Here is a 17267-nt window from a genome sequence, read left to right as displayed (position 1 = left end):
ACCAGATCGTTGGATGAACCGCGGTTCGCGGTACGGCCGAAGTGTATGTTCCACCCTGCCGGCAGCGGTGCTGCTCGGCTTTTTGGCAGGAGGCTGCGGAGAGCCCGCCTGGGAAGAAGAGGGCTCAGCGCAGGAGTTGCCAGACACCGCCTCACCGGTGCTCGGCAGCAAGAGCGACTTGCTCAATTCTCCAAGCAAAACTGGAATGGCCACCAATGGAATGGCTACCAATGGAATGGCTACCAATGGAATGGCTACCAACGGCTTGAGCACCTCGGGATTGATCACCAACGCGATGAATACGAGCGCGTTCATCACCTGGTTCAACCAGGATGTCTCCCTGGCGAATATGGTCATGCACTACGTGGTGGACTGTGGCATCTCGGATGGGAGCAGCCGCACGTGGACCAACCCCACCACGGGCATCCAATACGTCTGGAATGGAAAGTGGGGTCTGACCCCGGGCTGGGCCAGCGGCCTGCCCGCCACCGAGCTCGAGCAGCAGCTCATCACGGCCTGCATGGCGGCGTACACCAACAAATACGGCCGCGCGGTGGACATCTCGATCCAGGGGAGGGATGCCCTGGGGACGCCGATCCCCGTGGGAACGCATGAGTTCACCACCTTCGCCCAGCGAGAGGCCTGCTTCTTCGGCAACATCTTCAATGGCGAGGGCGTCTACGCGGGCAGTGACGCCCGCCTGTCCACCGACAAGAGCAGCGTGAGGGCCTGCGGCCTGAAGACGCCGGGCACCGGGGACAAGTGCCCCCCCATCCATCAGGTCGACCCCTGCTCGGAGATCTGCAAGCCGGACCTCCAGAACAACTATTACGTGACGTGCAGCTACAACGGGAAGGCCTACCCGGCGATCACCACGCGGATCCAGCTCTCGGACATCAATGTCTGTGGGGATGGCGTCTGCCAGATCAGCGAGTCCTGTGGCACGGGGTTCACTCCGGACAGCTGCATGGATTGTGGGCCCTGCCCATGAAGTCACCCGGCGTGTGAGGTATGATGCCCCCCATGACGATGCGGGGGGGGAACATCCGGCAGCCTGCCGTACGTGGGTCCTGTCTGGCATTGGGGAGAACACCATGCCGCGCTGCCTGACATGCGGGCAGCGCTGGCAGGGGGGCCACCTGTTTTGTCTTCAGGGGGCCTCTCCCGCCCGAGAGCTCACCGCCTCCCGGCCTCCGCTGCCCGCGGTGGAGATCGCCGACTATGAGCTGGAGTACACGATCTCCCGGGGAGGCTTCGGCACGGTGCTGGCCGCGCGGCGGCAGCGCGATGGCCTGCGAGTCGCCATCAAGGTCTTTCACCAAGCGCACATCTCAGGCGGAAACGAGCCAGGTCTGGAGTTCGAGGCGCTGCGAACCATTGGCCCACCGACCGTGCCAGAGGTGTATGAGCCGGGCTGGCTGAGCGATGGCACCGCCTACATCGTCATGCAGTTTATTGCGCACCCGCTGCTGGCCGAGCACTTGACGCAGCCGCGCGACCCGGCGTCCGAGATGAGACGCTGGGGGCTGGCGTTGGCCGAGGCGCTCGACACCGTGCATCGCCGCGGCTTCATCCACTGTGATCTCAAGCCGGAGAACATCTTCCTGGATCAGGCGAGGAGGACCGTGGGGTTCTTCGACTTCGGCCTGGCGAGAAAGCCGTTCTCCGACACGCCCGAGGCCCACACGGCCTCGGCGCTCGCCCACGCGGGCACCGCCGAGTACATGGCCCCCGAGCAGTGCGCGGGACGGCTGGATCTGGACGAGCGGACGGATGTGTACTCCGCCGGCGTCATCCTCTACGAGCTGCTCACGGGCCGGCCTCCCTTCTTCGGCCCGGCGGCAGATGTTCTCCAGTCCCACATCTCCCGCCGGCCGCCGCGTCCCTCGGAGCTGGCCACCGTGCCCGCGGCGCTGGAGGAGGTGGTGCTGTGCTGCCTCGCCAAGGAGCGCTCCCGCCGCTACACCTCGGCCCGGGCTCTGGCAGTGGCCCTTCGGCAGGCGCTCGAGCACTCCCACGGGAAACCGGCTTCCCCCACGACTCCGGCACCGCTCGCGTCCTCGTCGCAGAACCGCTCGGTGGCCCTGCTCTTCTTGCGCTCCGGTGCCAACCCCCTCGCTGTCCAGAAGGCGCTGACCCAGGGGGGTGGGCAGCTCGCGTTCCGCGAGGGGACGCGCTTCGCCGCCGTGTTCGACCCGGAGTCCGAGCCGAACCCGCTCCAGCGCGCGCGCCTGTGCGCCGAGCGCCTCTCCACCGAGGGCCTGGCCGCCACCGCCCTGCTGGACGTCGGCATGGTGAGGGTGCAGCGGCGTCCCCAGGGCCCTCCGCGCTACATGACACCGCTGCTCTCCCGGGCGGATCGCTACCCCACCGAGGAAGGCCCGCCCACACTGCTGCTGACCACCGCGGCGATGGAGGGGCTGCCTAACCTCTCCTGCATGCCCGTCCCTGGGCGCCAGGGCCTCTTCCGGCAGATCCGCTCCGCGGCCCGTGAAGACAGCAGCGTGGTGCACCTGGGCCATGGCGTCCTGGTGGGCCGGCAGGGGGAGCTAGCGGAGCTGGTGCGCGGCGCTCGCGCGACGGTGGAGGAGCGGGCGCCCGCGCTCACCTCGGTGCTCGGAGAACGGGGGCATGGCAAGAGCCACCTCGCCACTGCCCTGGTCCAGCTCCTGAAGGAGCAACTGCCCGAGGCCCGGGTGGTCTCGCTGCGCGCCCGGGAGCCCGTCCATGGCGACCAGGAAGGTCCCCTGCGTCTGCTGCTCCGCGAGGCGCTGGGCGAGTCCTCCCAATCGAAGGAAGGCGAGACCACGAGCCGCGCGCGCTGCGTGGAGTTACTGGGGGAAAACCTGGCCCACGAGATATGGCCCGCGGTGGCCTTCTACCTGGGATGGGGCTCCTCCACCGAGCTGCGAAGCCTGGCGGCCGCCCCAGGCGCACTGCACTCGCTGGCGGTGCGCGCCACGGGCGAGCTGCTGGCCGCCTCCGCCCGGACCCGGCCCCTGCTGCTGCTGCTGGATGATGCCCACTTCGCGGAAGACGTGGCCCTGGATGCGCTCGAGTACGCGACGCGCGCCGAGTCCAAGAGCGCCCTCTGGGTCTGCGTGCTGGCCCGCTCCGGCTTCGAGCGCACCCGGCCCCAGTGGGCCTCGCGCGCGGCGCGCCACTTCATCTTGAAGCTCGGGCCGCTGCCTCTACCGGACGCAATGGAGCTGTTCCGCACCGGGCTCTTCCCCGCGCAGAACGTCCCCTCCGAGGCCCTGGAGAAGCTGGCCGAGCGCGCCCAGTGCACCCCCCTCTTCATCGTCGAGCTGGCGCGCGGCCTCAAGCGCCAAGGCCTGGTGCGCCAGCGCCCCGGGGGGAGCTGGCTCCTGGCCACGGACGAGCTGGAGCGGATGCCGGAGCTCCGGCTGGTCGAGTGGCTCGTTCAGCACGAGCTCAGCGCTCTGCCCACGGAGTTGATTGCCCACGCCCGCCTGTGCGCACTGCTCGGCGGAGACTTCACCCTCGACGAGGTGGAGGGCGTGGTGAGCGCCCTGGAGCGCGAGGACGGAGCGGCTGACTTCCCGCTGGATGCGCGCCATGCCAGCCGCCGCCTGGTGGAACTGGGGCTGTTGGTGGAGCAGCCTGACGAGGGGCTGCGCTTCCGCAACGAGCTCATCCGCCAGGAGGTGGCGCGCTCACTGTCCGAGCAGCAGCGCTGGCGCCTCCACCATGCCGCGCACCTCTTCTATATGAAGGCCAGTGCCGTGGAGCAGCGGCTGCTGCCCCGGCTCGCCTTCCACGCGGCCTCCGCGGGCCTGCTCTCGGAGGCCGCGGCCCTCTACATTGATCTGGCCGAGGCGGCCCGCAACCGCCATGCCTACCTGGAGGCGGAGGCCACCTACAGCCGAATCCTGGAGCTTCTGCCAGAGACCGAGGATCCGCGCTGCCTCACCTCGCTCCGAGGCCGAGGGCTGATGCGCTACCGGGTGGGCCGCTATGAGGACTCGCTGGAGGATCTGGCCCACGCCCGGCGGATGGCGAACCAGCTCGGCAACGCGGCCGAGGAGGTGGAGGTGCTGCTGGACGAGGCCACGGCGCTCGACTGGAGCAACGACTACGCGCGCTCCGAGGAGCGCGTCATCGAGGCCATGGAGGTCGCCACCTTCGCACTGCTGGACACGCCCTTGTTGCAGATGCGGCTGATGATGGGGCTGGGCCGGAGCCAACTGCGCCGTGGCCAGTGGGAGAAGGCTCGGGAAGTGCTGATGTCGGCGGCGACCCTGGCCCGAAACCTGGGGGATGCGGGCTACGAGTCGCATGTCGTCTGCCTGCTCCTGCTGGGGCACATCCTCCCCAACCTGGGCCGCATCGACGAGGCCGAGCGCGTGCTGGAAGAGAGCATCACCATCTCCGCCGCGCGTGGGGACCGGCTGCACCTGGGCAGCGCCATCAACAACCGCCGCAACCTCTGGGTGGCGCGCAACAACCTGCGGCGAGCCGTGGAGGACCAGGAGCAGTTCAAGCAGTTGGGGCGCGAGTTGGGGATGACGGGCTGGGAGTACTTCGCGGAGATCAACTTGGGAGAGCTGTACTTCCAGGCGGGAGACACGCAGGCGGCGGCGCCTCACGTGGCACGGGCGGTGGAGCTGGAGCAGAAGCACCCCGAGGTGGCGCCAAGGCCCTGGGGGCGGCTGCTGCACGCGCGGGTGCTGGCGTACGAAGGCAAGGAAGAGCAGGCGCGCCAGGTGCTGGACGCCATCCGCCAGGTGATGGCGGAGCGCAAGGAGGAGAAGTTCAGCCCTCCCGAGACCGTCCTCTTCTCGTTGGTGGAGCTCAGCGCCCGGCCTGCGAGCCCCGAAGAGTGGCGTGAGCTCCAAGAGCGCTCGAACGCGTACTCCGTGGAGCAAGAGCCGCTGGAGGTGCTGGAGGTGCAGGCCCTGGCCCGGCTCCGGCGCGGCGAGCGCCAGGAGGCCATCCGGCTGCTGCAAGAGGCGCTGGTCCGCGCGGAGCAAATGCCCAACATCATGCGCTCACGGCTGCGGCACAGCTTGGAGCAGGCACTCGGGAGTGAGGCCCGCGAGAGCCGGGAGGAGCTGCCTCCCCCCGGCCCACACTGAGGTGCCTGATTAGGCCTTCGCGTCCGGCTGCGTGGGCGCGGGCGCGGCGGCGTCGCCGGGAGGCGTGGCGGCCTGCTGCTGAGCGGCGGCGCGCTCGGCCATGGCCTCCTTGCGAGACAGGCGGATCTTGCCCGTCTTGTCGATGCTGACGACCTTCACCAGCACCTCATCGCCCTCCTTCAGCACGTCCGACACGCTCTTCACGCGCTTGTCGGACAGCTCGGAGATGTGGATGAGGCCGTCGGTGCCCGGGAACAGCTCCACGAAGGCGCCGAACTCGGCGATCTTCCGCACGGTGCCCGTGTAGATCTTCCCGATCTCCGCCTCGCGCGTGAGCGCCTGAATCATGGCGATGGCGGCCTTCACCGAGTCCCCGTTGGCGCTGGCGATGTCCACCCGGCCCGAGTCCTCGATGTTAATCGAGGCGCCCGTGCGCGCGATGATGTCCTTGATGACCTTGCCGCCCGGCCCGATGACGTTCTTGATGTACTCGGGACGGATCTGGATGGTGGTGATGCGAGGAGCGTACTGGCTGATCTCCTTGCGCGCCTCCGGCATGGCCTTGAGCATCTCGCCCAGGATGTGGATGCGGCCCTGACGCGCCTGCTCCAGCGCGCGGCTCATGATCTCCGTGGTCAGCCCGGTGATCTTGATGTCCATCTGGATGGACGTGATGCCCTTGCTGGTGCCACAGACCTTGAAGTCCATGTCGCCCAGGTGGTCCTCGTCACCGAGGATGTCCGAGAGGATGGCGACCTTCTCGCCCTCCTTCACCAGGCCCATGGCGATGCCGGCCACCGGCGCCTTGATGGGCACGCCCGCGTCCATCAGCGCCAGCGTGCCACCGCACACCGAGGCCATGGACGAAGAGCCGTTGGACTCGAGGATGTCCGACACCACGCGGACGGTGTACGGGAAGCTCTCGCTCTTGGGCGCCATGTTGCGCAGCGCACGCTCGGCCAGAGCGCCGTGACCGACCTCGCGGCGGCCGGGGCCGCGCAGGGGCTTGGTCTCGTTCACGCTGAACGGCGGGAAGTTGTAGTGCAGCATGAACCGCTTGAAGGCCTGGCCGCTGAGCAGCTCCAGCCGCTGCTCATCCTCGCTGGTGCCCAGCGTGGTGACCACGAGCGCCTGCGTCTCGCCGCGCGTGAAGAGCGCGCTGCCGTGGGTGCGCGGGAGCACGCCCACCTCGCAGGTGATGGCCCGGACCTCGGCGTGGCCACGGTTGCCGATACGGCCGCCGTCCACGGTGATCTGGCGCATGTGCTCGTACTTCAGATCCTCCACCACCGCCTTGGCGTGCTTCTCGACCAGCGGGGTGTAGGCGTCGCCCAGCTGCTCCTTGAGCTTGGCAATGGCCTCCTTCTTGGCCTTGCCGAGCGTCTCGTAGCGAGCGCCCTTCTCCTTGATGGTGTAGCCCTTGACGATGCCGTCCCAGGCCAGCTCGCGAACCTTGGCCTTGAGGCCCTCGTCCACGGTGGGAGCCTTCTCGTAGGAGCGCACCTGCTTGTTCAGCTCGCGGCGCAGCTCGTCCTGGATGTCCAGCGCGGGCTGCACGGCCTGCTTGCCGAACTCGAGCGCGGCCACCATGTCCGCCTCGCTGACCTCCTCCGCGCCACCTTCCACCATGACGATGGCCTCGCGGCTCACCGCCATGACCAGGTCGATGTCGCTCTGCTCACGCTGCTTGTGCGTGGGGTTGGCCACGAACTTCCCATCCACGCGGCCGACGCGGATGCCCGCGATGGGGCCGTTGAACGGGATGTCCGAGACCCACAGCGCCGCGGAGGCGCCGGTGATTCCGTGGATGTCGCCCTCGTTCTCCGGGTCCGCGGAGATGACGCCCGCGATGACCTGCGTCTCGTACGCGTAGCCCTCGGGGAACAGCGGACGGCAGGAGCGGTCCACCAGACGGCTCGCCAGGGTCTCCTTCTCGGTGAGGCGGCCCTCGCGCTTGAAGTAGCTGCCGGGGATGCGGCCCGCCGAGTACAGCTTCTCCTGGTACTCCACCGTCAGCGGGAGGAAGTCGACGTCCTTCTTCTCTCGCGCGCTCACGGCCGTGACGAGCAGCATCGTGTCGCCATAGCGCACCACCACCGCGCCATCGGCCTGCTTGGCCATACGGCCGACCTCGATGCTCAGCTCACTGTCACCAATCTTGACGCTCTTCTTCAGCATGTCCTTGCCTTTGCTTCCCGAAGATCTCCGCCGTGCACGTCCCGCCTCGCCATTGAGACTGGGTTCGTGCCCCGGAGGGCCTCGGGTGATGAGCGGTCGCCGGGCCTGGGACAGGCGGAATCGGGCAACCGCGGTCTGACTGCTCGTTGGACTTCACAACGGGGCGCCTGGGAGCGCCGGAGAGGGATCCGCGGAATTTTGATCCCTGATCTCGGGGGCCGACCGCTGTCGGCCCCTGGGAACGGAAACCAAAACTTCCGCCAGTACCTCGCCTTTGCTCTTTCCTCGCCCCTCCTCTTTCGACAACTGAACCAACAAACAACAGGGGCGCTGGTGTTACCAGCGCCCCGGGAACGGCCGAGCCTACTTGCGGATGCCGAGGCCCTCGATGAGCTTGCGGTAGCGGGCCGTGTCCTTGGACTTGAGGTAGTCCAGGAGACGGCGGCGCTGACCGACCAGCTTCAGGAGGCCCCGCCGCGAGTGGTGGTCCTTCTTGTGGGTCTTGAAGTGCTCGGTGAGCATGTTGATGCGCTCAGACAGCAGCGCCACCTGCACCTCGGGGGACCCCGTGTCCGACTCGTGGGTCCGGAACTTCGTCACGAGCTCTGATTTGCGTTCCTGATGAAGCGACATGGTTCTCTTTCTTCGACATCCCACTCCGGTGGAACTTCCTGCAGGCCGCGGTCCGCGGAGGGGTACAGACTGGGCCTTTCCCTACTAACGGGCCGGGGGCTTATAAGCTTCGCCTACATATGCGGTCAACCTTCCTGGCCTGCCCGGTTGCTCGCTGGAGGACGGGACAGGGCGAACAGGAAGACCTTGTGTCCAGCAGCGAGCCCTGCGCGGCCCTGGACCGGCACGTGGAGCGAGGGAGCATCCAGCACCAGCTGCATGTACTTGCCCCCAGGAGTTCCCCGGTCCCCGGCCAGCAGGCTGCGGGTACGGGGATAGAGCCGGAACAAGGTCTCCATCAGCTCGCCCACGTCGGCGGTGGAGGGCAGGCCCAGAGTGACCAGGGAGCGCCCATCAAAGGCGCCCTGGAGAGGCGGCGCCACCACCACGGTGATATCGAGGGCTTGGGCCAAGGGCTTTCCGGTTCAGGCGAGCACGCGCAGGTAGCTCAGCCGTCCCTTCACCACTTCGGCCACGGCCAGCAGCGCTCCCTCCGGTCCGAGGACGCGGATGCGGCCCGGCATCGGAGGGGCCTCCAGCGGCACACCGTGGGTGACGCGGGCTGCGTCCGCTGCGCTCACCCGCAGAGAGGGGAGATGGCTCAGCGCGTCAGAGAGGGGCAGCAGCTTGCGCGCCACTGCGGCCCGGTCCTGCGCCATGGCGGGCAGTTCGGCCAGCGGCAGCGCCTGAGCCAGAACGAAGGGTCCGCTCATGGTGCGGCGCAGGGCCTCCAGGTGGGCGCCACAGCCCAACGCACGGCCGATGTCATAGGCCAGCGTGCGGACGAAGAAGCCCTTGGAGCAGCGCACGGAGAGCCGCAGCCGGTTGGAGGAGAAGTCCCGCAGCGTGAGCTCGTAGACAGTGACCTGGCGGCTGGCGCGTTCGACTTCCTCGCCGGCGCGGGCCAGCTCGTAGAGGCGCTTCCCGGCCACCTTCACCGCCGAGTACATGGGCGGCACCTGCTCGAAGGTGCCCCGAAAAGGCGCGAGCGCCGTCTCCAGGAGTTGGACTGTCAGCGGAGGCACCGGGGCCTCGGCCGTCACCTTGCCCTGGGCATCCTGGGTGTCCGTCTCCACGCCCAGGTGGACGGTGGCCTCGTAGGCCTTGTCGCCCTCGGTGATGAAGCCGGCGACCTTGGTGGCCTCGCCCAAGCAAATGGGCAGCACTCCCGTTGCCATCGGGTCAAGGGTGCCAGTGTGCCCGGCCTTCTTCACCTTGAGCAGCGCGCGCACCTGCCGCACCACATCAAAAGAAGTAGGCCCCGAGGGCTTGTCGATGACCAGGACGCCGTCCATGACCGCCTTACCTTACCTCATGAAGGCCGCGAGGGGCGGCTACCAGCCTTCCTTCTCGCGAACCTCGCGCAGGAGCCGGTCGATCTTGTCGCCCTCCCCCACGGACTCATCGAAGCTGAAGAAGATCTCCGGGGAGACGCGCAGGTTGACGGCGGACGTTACCTCGCGGCGCACGTAGCCCTTGGCGGCGTCCAGCCCCTTCTGCGTCTCCTCGCGCTCCTTCTCAGTGCCAATCATCGAATAGAAAACGCGGGCCACGCGCAGATCCGGCGACACCTTCACGCCGGTAATGGTGATGAAACCGATGCGCGGATCCCTCAGCTCGCCTCGAGCGAGGATCTGGCCGATGGCGGCCTGAATCTCCTGGCCCACGCGCTCCGGTCGCGAATGCGTCGTCATTTCTTCTCCCAATCCCGGGGGTTGCGCAGGCTGCGAGCGCGTGCCCGGGCTTCATCCAAAGTCAAAGCGCCCCCACCTGCGGGCGCGGGCTTGCCCACGCTCTCCCGGCTCTCGTGCCGGCGCTCCCAATCCGCCATGCCCTCGGCCTCGGCCATGGACCGATCCCCGCGGTTCAAGCTGGCAATCAGCTCGTCGGGGCTCAAGCCCTCGGGCTCGGCTTCCGTCTCCTCGTTGCCACCCTTGGGGGACGCGGGAGCCACCTCGTGGCTGAACAGCTTGTCTCCGAAGGCCAGGATCTCCTTCTCCCGGTTCATCAGGGGAGCGATGTACATCTCCTCCACGAAGTGGATGATCTTCTCCATCTGCTCATCCACGTGGCGGCGATCGTTCCCCACGACGGCCAGGCCGATGGAGGCCTTCTGCCAGAGATCCTGATCTTCGATCTCGGCGACCGCGACATTGAAGCGAGCCTTCACCCGCTCTGTTACCCGGCGAAGGACCTGTCGCTTGGCCTTCAGCGAGCCGCTGTCGGGAATCTGCAGGGTGAGGCGGGCGACACAGACGAACATAGGAAACTCCCTGCCCGGCGGCGGCGCATGGGCCGGCCGCCGGGGCCAACGGTGAACAGCTCCGAAGGCGACCAGGGGCTTACGTCAGGCTCTGGCGAGTCTCCTCGATCTCGTAAGCCTCGATGATGTCGCCGGGCTTGAGGTCGTTGTAGTTCTCGATGCCGATACCGCACTCGAAGCCCTGAGCCACTTCCTTGACGTCGTCCTTGAAGCGGCGGAGCGACGCCATCTTGCCGGCGAAGAGCTGCTTGTTCTCGCGCATGAGGCGCACGAACGAGCCACGCTTGATGACACCGTCCAGCACCGCCGCACCGGCGATGGTGCCCAGCTTCGGCACGTTGAAGGTGTTGCGGACCTCCGCACGGCCCAGCTTGCGCTCGGTGCGGATGGGCTCCAGCAGGTTCTCCATCTCCGTGCGGATGCCGTCGATGAGCTCGTAGATGATGCTGTAGGACTGCAGCGTGACTTCCTGAGCCTTGGCCGCGGACTCCGCGCCAGACTCCGGCTTCACGTTGAAGCCCACCACGAGCCCCTTGGAGGCGGCCGCGCGCATCACGTCCGACTCGGTGATGGCGCCCACGCCCGTGTCGATAATCTCCACGCGGACCTTGGGACCGGTCAGCTTGGTGACGGCCTGCTTGACGGCCTCGGCCGAGCCCTGCACGTCCGCCTTGATGACGACGCGCAGTTCCTTGGGACCGCCGCCCGCCTTCGTCTTGGCGAACAGCTGCTCCAGCGTCTCGCGGCTGACCTTGGCCAGATCGATCGCACGCTCCTTCATGGCGCGGTGCTCGGCGATCTGCTTGGCCGACTTCTCGTCCGCCACCACGTTGATGGTGTCACCCGCGGTGGGCACGCCGGACAGGCCAATCACCTCGGCGCAGTAGCCGGGGAGCACTTCCTTCACCTGCTCGCCACGGCTGTTATTCATGGCGCGCACGCGGCCGTAGTGGGTGCCAGTGACGATGGCATCGCCCAGCCGCAGCGTGCCCTCCTGCACCAGCACGGTGGCCACGGGGCCACGGCCGCGATCCAGCTTGGCCTCGATGATGGCACCCACGGCCGGACGGGCCGGGTTGGACGTCAGCTCGAGCACCTCGGCCTGGAGGACGACGTTCTCCAGGAGGAGGTCCAGGCCCATCTTCTGCTTGGCGGAGACGGGCACCATGATGGTGTCGCCGCCCCACTCCTCGGGCACCAGCTCGTGGTTGGCGAGGTCCTTCTTCACGCGGTCCGGGTTGGCGCCCGGCACGTCCATCTTGTTGATGGCAACGACGATGGGCACCTCGGCGGCCTTGGCGTGCTTGATGGCCTCGATCGTCTGAGGCATCACGCCGTCGTCGGCAGCCACCACCAGGATGACCACGTCCGTCACGTTGGCGCCACGGGCGCGCATGGACGTGAAGGCCTCGTGGCCCGGCGTGTCGAGGAACGTGATGTCCCCGCGCGCCGTGGTGACGCTGTACGCGCCGATGTGCTGCGTGATGCCGCCGGCCTCACCCGAGGCCACGTTGGCGGCGCGGATGGCGTCCAGCAGGCTCGTCTTACCGTGGTCGACGTGGCCCATGACGGTGACCACCGGCGGACGGGTGCGCTCGTCCTCGGGCTTGGCCACAGTCTCGGGCAGGTAGTCCTCCACCTCGAAGCCGACCCGGTCCACCTTCCAGCCGTAGTCGGTGGCGATGAGCTCCGCCGTGTCGGCGTCGATCATCTGGTTGGCGGTGGCCATCTTCCCCGCGGCCATCAGCTTCTTGATGAGCTCCGCGGTGCGGATACCCATGCGCTGGCCCAGGTCGGACACGCTGATGCCCTCCTGGAGCTTGATGACCTTCTTCTCCTCGGCCATCTGGGTGATCTGCGTCTTGGCGCCCTTCTTCGTGGGCTTCTTCTTCTTGCCACGGATGGGGATGTTGACGCGGCCCCAGACGAGGTCCGACAGCTCCTGCTTGGAGACGGAGGTGTCGTTGGGCCCGCCCCTCTTGCGCGGCGCCTTGTCCTTGTTCTTGGAGACGTCGACGAGCTCGCGGCCACGGCCCGCGTGATCCGGGACGACCTTGAACTCACGCACCTCGCCGATGGCCTTCTTGCCCGGCGCCATCGGGTACTGCTTCTGCTGGCCGGCGGTCGGCGTGACGCGGCGGACCTGGATGAGCGGGCGCGAGATGACGACGGCCTGTGTGGCCGTGGGACGCAGCTGCCGCTGCTCCTGAGGCGTCGAGGCGTGAGGCACGCCACCGACCATGGTCACGTTCTGACCCGGCTGAGCCGAGGCCTGAGCCCCTGCCGTGGGCCCCCCGCCAGTGGGCGTGGTGGGACGCACCGGTCCCTGGCCTGGCCCCCCCGGACGGCCACCGTGGCCGCCGGGACCCCCCGGACGGCCGCTGTAGCCACCCTGTCCACCGGGACGACCACCTTGGCCGCCGGGACCACCCGGACGGCCGCTGTAGCCACCCTGGCCACCGGGACGGCCACCCTGTCCACCCGGACGGCCACCCTGTCCACCCGGAGGCGGACGGGAGATAACAGTGGCCTGCGTCCGGATCTGCGGCGGCACCGGATTGCGCGGCGGAGTGGAGGGCAAAGGGGACCTCTCCTGCGTGGGGAAGCGCTGCGGCGGGGCCGCGGGAGTCTGGGCGGCCTGAGGGGCGGCCGGCGGCTCGGGCTGAGCGGGAGCCTTGGGGGCCTCGGCGGCGGGAGTGGGCTGGGCCGCACGGGGCGCCTCGGTGGCGGCAGCGGCGGCAGGCTCGGGCTGAGCCGGTGCTCTGGGCGCCTCGGTGGCGGCAGCAGCAGCGCCAGGCTCGGGCTGAGCCGGTGCTCTGGGCGCCTCGGCAGCAGCAGCGCCAGGCTCGGGCTGAGCCGGTGCCCTGGGCGCCTCGGCAGCAGCAGCGCCAGGCTCGGGCTGAGCCGGTGCCTTGGGCGCCTCGACCGAAGTCTCCTCCGGCTGAGCGGCTGCACGAGGAGCCTCGGCGGTAGGAGCCGCCTCGGGCACGTGAGGCGCAGCGGGGGCCTCGTGGGCCTGCTGGCCTTCCTGGCCGTCGGAGGACACGCCCGAGGGCACGCCCACCTTGCGGCGCACCACGAAGCCCTTGGCCGTCACCGGCGGCGCGGCCTGCTTCGGCTTGCGCTTCTCCAGGATCTTCTGGACCGCAGCATTGGCCTGATCGTCATCAAGCGAAGACGAGTGGCTCTTGACGTCGTAGCCGAGCGCCGCCAGCTCGGTAACGACCTCTTTGTTGTCGAGCTCAATGCCGTGGCCCTTGAGCTCTTTTGCGATTTCGTGAACGCGCTTCTTCGACATACGTTGCTTGGCCTTCTGCTCCGCCGACTCCCGAGGGCGCAGCACCCTAATCTAGAATTGTCCGCGAGTGGTCCTTAACACCCGACCCCCCCTCCCACCCCTCAGGACCTCGAGCCAGGCTCCCACGCCTGCCCGAGCTTCAACGGGTCAACCTTGCCCGCCTTGCCCCGGAAAGCCCGCCCGAAGGCCTTCCGTTTGAGCGCTGCCGTCATACATCCGGCACCGCAGAGGTAGGCGCCCCGGCCGGGCAACCGCCTCTCCCTGTCCACCACCACCTCACCCTCCGGGTCCAGGGCAACCCGCGTCAACTCCCCTTGAGCCTTCTTGGCGCCGCACCCCATGCAGGTGCGGACGGGCCCTTCGGGGAAAGGGCCCTGCTGCGAACCGGATTGGGTCTTCGAGCGCATCCCCCCTCCGGTGGTTCAGCTTACGGTGACTTGGCGACTTCCGCGCTCCCTGACGCGGAAGGAGGAGGCATTCCGCGCTCGGCGTTCAGCTCCGCCCGGAGCTTGGCCTCCTCCACCAGATAGTTCTCGGCCGCGCTCTTGAGCTGGCGCGCCTTCTTGATGCCCACGCCCGGCACATCGCCGAGCTTCTGCAGATCCTTCTCGTTGGCGATGTCCTCGACGGACTTGTAGCCGCTGGACTGAAGCGCCTCGATGGTCTTCTCACCCAGGCCGCGGACGCGGGCCATGCGCTCGGACTGATTCAGCTCGTCCGGGTGGCGGCGGGCCTCGGCGATGCGAGCCTGCTCGCGCTCGTGATCCATGCGCGACAGCTCGGCCGCGTCATCCACCATCTGCTTGCGGGCCGCCTCCTGCATGGCGGGGATGCGCGCCGGGTCCAGGCCCGGAATCTGCGAGAGCACGTCGGGGCTGGCCTCGGCCACGTCCTTGGCCTGGCGGAAGCCGTGCGCGTAGAGCGTCTCGATGAGCATCTCGTTGACGCCCGGCAGCGCACCCAGCGAGCGGTTGGCGAACTCGCGCATCTCGCGCACGCGGCTCTCGCTGTTGATGTCCAGCTTCCAGCCGGTGAGCTGGGCCGCCAGGCGCACGTTCTGGCCGCGCCGGCCGATGGCCAGGGAGAGCTGGTCGTCCGGGACGATCAGCTCCATGGCGTGGTTGGCCTCGTCGATGATGACGCGGCTGACCTCGGCGGGCGCCAGGGCGGCGCACACGAAGCGGGCGGGATCCTCGTCGAAGGGGACGATGTCGATCTTCTCGCCGCGCAGCTCCTGCACCACCGCCTGCACGCGGCTGCCCTTCATGCCCACGCATGCGCCCACGGGGTCGACGTCCGAGTCCCGGCTGCTCACGGCGATCTTCGCCCGGCCGCCCGGCTCACGCGCCGCCGCCTCGATGACGACGATGCCCTCGGCGATCTCGGGCACCTCCATCTCGAACAGCTTGGTCAGCAGGTTCACCGAGGCGCGGCTCAGGACGATCTGAGGCCCCTTGGACTCGCGCAGCACGTCCAGCACGTACGCCTGGACGCGGTCGCCCGGACGGTACGTCTCGCGCGGCACCTGCTCGCGCACCGGCAGCACGGCCTCGGCGCGGCCCAGGTCCACGATGATGTTGCCGCGCTCGAACCGGCGGGCAATGCCCGTGACGATCTCGTTCTTGCGGTCCTTGTACTCGTTGAAGACGTTCTCGCGCTCCGCGTCGCGGGTGCGCTGCAGGATGACCTGCTTGGCCGTCTGGGCGGCGATGCGGCCGAACCCGCGGCGGAACGTCTTCAGCCGGAGAATGTCCCCGTACTGATCGTCCTGCGCCTTGGCCTCGGCGGCGTCCTCGTCGCGGTAGAAGATCTGGAACACCAGCTCGTCACCCGGCTCGACCTCCATGCCCTTCTTGTGGGCCTCGGCCATGGTGATCTGGTTGACCGCCTGCACGGGGTCGGTGATCTCGTCCACGACGACGATGGCCTGGAACAGCTCGACCACGCCCTTCTCTGGGTCGTACTTGGCCTCCAGGTTGCGGTCCTGGCCAAAGTGCTTCTTGGCCGCGGTCTTCATCGCATCCTCGAGGGTCGCAATCAGCACACCCCGCTCGATGCCCTTGTCCTTGGCCACCTGGTCCAGGACGAGGTTCAGATTGATGTTGGGGTTGGCTTGTGTAGGCATGGTCTGGGTCTTCTCCGAAAGGGTCCACGGGCCCGCCCCTCAAAGGTTGGGCCCTGTATGTCGACGACTAGAACTCGAACTCCAGGTTGGCTTTGGCGATGTCCTTGAAGGGGATGCGGAAGCTGCCCGCCCCCTCCACCTCGACCGCAATCTCCTCTCCCGACACCTCGGTGAGCGTGCCAGAGAAGTTCTTGCGGGGCGGGTCGCCAATGGGGCCGTAGGTCTTCACCTTGACCTTCTGCCCCTTCACCCGCTCGTAGTGAGCCAGCTTCTTCAACGGCCGGTTGACCCCAGGGCTGGAGACCTCGAGGTTGTACTCGTGGGGAATGAAGTCCTCCACGTCCAGCGCCGGATCCACCGCGCGAGAGACCTGGCTGCACTCGTCCAGGCCCACCCGGCCACCCGGCTTGTCGATGAAGAGACGGAGAACCCACCCCTCGCGTTCGCGGACGAACTCGAGGTCGACGAGCTCAAGCGCTTCGCCCGCAACGATGGGATCGAGCAGGCTCATCGCCTTCTCCTCCACCGTCTGCTTGAAGTTGCTCTCCGCCATACGAATCGAAACCTTTGCTCCAAAAATAAGAAAAGCGGGCACGGCGGCCCACTTTTCGAGGAACTGCCTTCGAAAAATGTCGGGCGGGTCCCCTACCACACGGCCAGACGAGGTGTAAAGGAAGACGCACCCGCTCCAGGGGTTAGAACAGAGCGCCCAAGGACAATGATTCCCAAGGGTTCCGAGTACCTAACAGCGCGTTATAACGCCCCCATGCACCTGATCGCCGCCGCTCAGATGGTGTCCACCGCCGATAAGGCCTACAACCTGGAGGCCGCCACCCGGCTCGTCCGGCAGGCTGCCGGGTTGGGAGCCCGCCTCGTCGGTCTCCCCGAGAACTTCTCCTGGATGGGCTCCGAAGCTGATCGCCCCAGCGCCGCCGAGACGCTGGACGGGCCCACGCTCTCCCGCATGGCCCAGTTGGCGCGCGAGCTGCGCGTCACCCTCCTGGCCGGCTCCATCCTGGAGGCCGGAGCCCCTGGCGGCCGCCTCTACAACACCAGTGTCCTCTTCGGGCCACAGGGCGAGCGCCTGGCTGTCTACCGGAAGATGCACCTGTTCGATGTGGATGTAGGTGATGGTGCGACCTACCAGGAGTCCGCAGCGGTGGCGCCGGGCACGGAAGTGGTGTCCGCACAGACGGAGGTGGGCAGGCTGGGGCTCTCCGTCTGCTACGACTTGCGCTTCCCCGAGCTGTACCGCCGCCACTCCAAGGAGGGGGCGACATTGCTGGCGGTGCCCGCGGCTTTCACGTTGATGACGGGCAAGGACCACTGGGAGGTGCTCCTGCGCGCCCGCGCCATCGAGAACCAGTGCTACGTCTTCGCCCCCGCTCAAGGTGGGCGCCACTCCGACAAGCGCATCACTTATGGGCACGCGATGGTGGTGGATCCGTGGGGGCTGGTGACGGCGCGGGCCTCGGAAGGCGAGGGCCTGGCGGTCGCTCCTGTGGATCCGGAACTCTTGGCACGGATCCGACGCAACCTGCCCTGTCTCCAACACCGGCGTCTGGACTAGCAAGCGCACCGTGGGTCAGCCCGTGCGAGCGGGACCATTTCCTGGGTAGACTGTCTCCCCTT

At 67.9% G+C, this 17267-nt stretch carries 13 protein-coding genes; 3 read left to right on the top strand and 10 right to left on the bottom strand.

Going from position 1 to position 17267, the window contains the following annotated elements; genetic code table 11:
• Window positions 1-235: 235 nt before the first annotated feature.
• Window positions 236-991 carry a hypothetical protein gene (locus DB31_RS43120; RefSeq protein WP_157232488.1) on the top strand — a complete coding sequence of 252 codons (756 nt, stop codon included), beginning with the start codon at window positions 236-238 and terminating at the stop codon, window positions 989-991.
• A 103-nt stretch (window positions 992-1094) separates the two neighbouring features.
• The gene (locus tag DB31_RS43115) at window positions 1095-5099 is read left to right on the top strand and encodes a serine/threonine-protein kinase (RefSeq protein WP_083969233.1); all 4005 of its coding nucleotides are present in this window, start codon (window positions 1095-1097) and stop codon (window positions 5097-5099) included.
• Window positions 5100-5108: 9 nt separating this feature from the next.
• Here the strand turns inward: DB31_RS43115 and pnp are convergent, their stop codons facing one another.
• The 10 genes from pnp to DB31_RS43065 all read right to left on the bottom strand — a co-directional run bounded on the left by pnp (window position 5109) and on the right by DB31_RS43065 (window position 16188).
• Window positions 5109-7277 (bottom strand): polyribonucleotide nucleotidyltransferase, encoded by a 2169-nt coding sequence (pnp, locus tag DB31_RS43110; RefSeq protein ID WP_044199535.1) that lies wholly within the window; start codon window positions 7275-7277, stop codon window positions 5109-5111.
• Window positions 7278-7640: 363 nt separating this feature from the next.
• Entirely contained in the window at window positions 7641-7910 is a 270-nt protein-coding gene (gene rpsO / locus DB31_RS43105; RefSeq protein ID WP_044199532.1) for a 30S ribosomal protein S15, read from the bottom strand.
• Window positions 7911-8035: 125 nt separating this feature from the next.
• Window positions 8036-8362, bottom strand: coding sequence for a hypothetical protein (locus DB31_RS43100; protein WP_044199529.1), 327 nt, complete (start codon window positions 8360-8362; stop codon window positions 8036-8038).
• A 12-nt stretch (window positions 8363-8374) separates the two neighbouring features.
• Complete coding sequence (truB, locus tag DB31_RS43095) at window positions 8375-9244, bottom strand: tRNA pseudouridine(55) synthase TruB (RefSeq protein ID WP_044199526.1); 870 nt, start codon at window positions 9242-9244, stop codon at window positions 8375-8377.
• A gap of 39 nt (window positions 9245-9283) precedes the next feature.
• Window positions 9284-9643, bottom strand: coding sequence for a 30S ribosome-binding factor RbfA (gene rbfA / locus DB31_RS43090; protein ID WP_044199523.1), 360 nt, complete (start codon window positions 9641-9643; stop codon window positions 9284-9286).
• Window positions 9640-10212 carry a DUF503 domain-containing protein gene (locus DB31_RS43085; protein ID WP_044199520.1) on the bottom strand — a complete coding sequence of 191 codons (573 nt, stop codon included), beginning with the start codon at window positions 10210-10212 and terminating at the stop codon, window positions 9640-9642. Before DB31_RS43085 ends, rbfA begins: the two co-directional genes overlap by 4 nt.
• 79 nt (window positions 10213-10291) lie before the next feature.
• Window positions 10292-13510 carry a translation initiation factor IF-2 gene (infB, locus tag DB31_RS43080; protein WP_044199518.1) on the bottom strand — a complete coding sequence of 1073 codons (3219 nt, stop codon included), beginning with the start codon at window positions 13508-13510 and terminating at the stop codon, window positions 10292-10294.
• A 101-nt stretch (window positions 13511-13611) separates the two neighbouring features.
• Window positions 13612-13851, bottom strand: a complete 240-nt coding sequence (locus DB31_RS43075; RefSeq protein WP_240487274.1) for a YlxR family protein — start codon at window positions 13849-13851, stop codon at window positions 13612-13614.
• 86 nt (window positions 13852-13937) lie between these two features.
• A complete protein-coding gene (nusA, locus tag DB31_RS43070; RefSeq protein ID WP_044199514.1) occupies window positions 13938-15635 on the bottom strand; it encodes a transcription termination factor NusA in 1698 nt (565 codons plus the stop codon).
• A 67-nt stretch (window positions 15636-15702) separates the two neighbouring features.
• The gene (locus tag DB31_RS43065) at window positions 15703-16188 is read right to left on the bottom strand and encodes a ribosome maturation factor RimP (protein ID WP_044199511.1); all 486 of its coding nucleotides are present in this window, start codon (window positions 16186-16188) and stop codon (window positions 15703-15705) included.
• Window positions 16189-16401: 213 nt separating this feature from the next.
• Between DB31_RS43065 and DB31_RS43060 the strand changes: the two genes are divergently transcribed.
• Window positions 16402-17205, top strand: a complete 804-nt coding sequence (locus tag DB31_RS43060) for a carbon-nitrogen hydrolase family protein (RefSeq protein WP_044199509.1) — start codon at window positions 16402-16404, stop codon at window positions 17203-17205.
• Window positions 17206-17267: the final 62 nt, after the last annotated feature.

It is taken from the genome of Hyalangium minutum (assembly GCF_000737315.1).
Classification (GTDB): Bacteria; Myxococcota; Myxococcia; order Myxococcales; family Myxococcaceae; genus Hyalangium; species Hyalangium minutum.
Note: the sequence above shows the minus strand (reverse complement) of the source record. Positions and strands in the feature narration are given on the sequence as shown.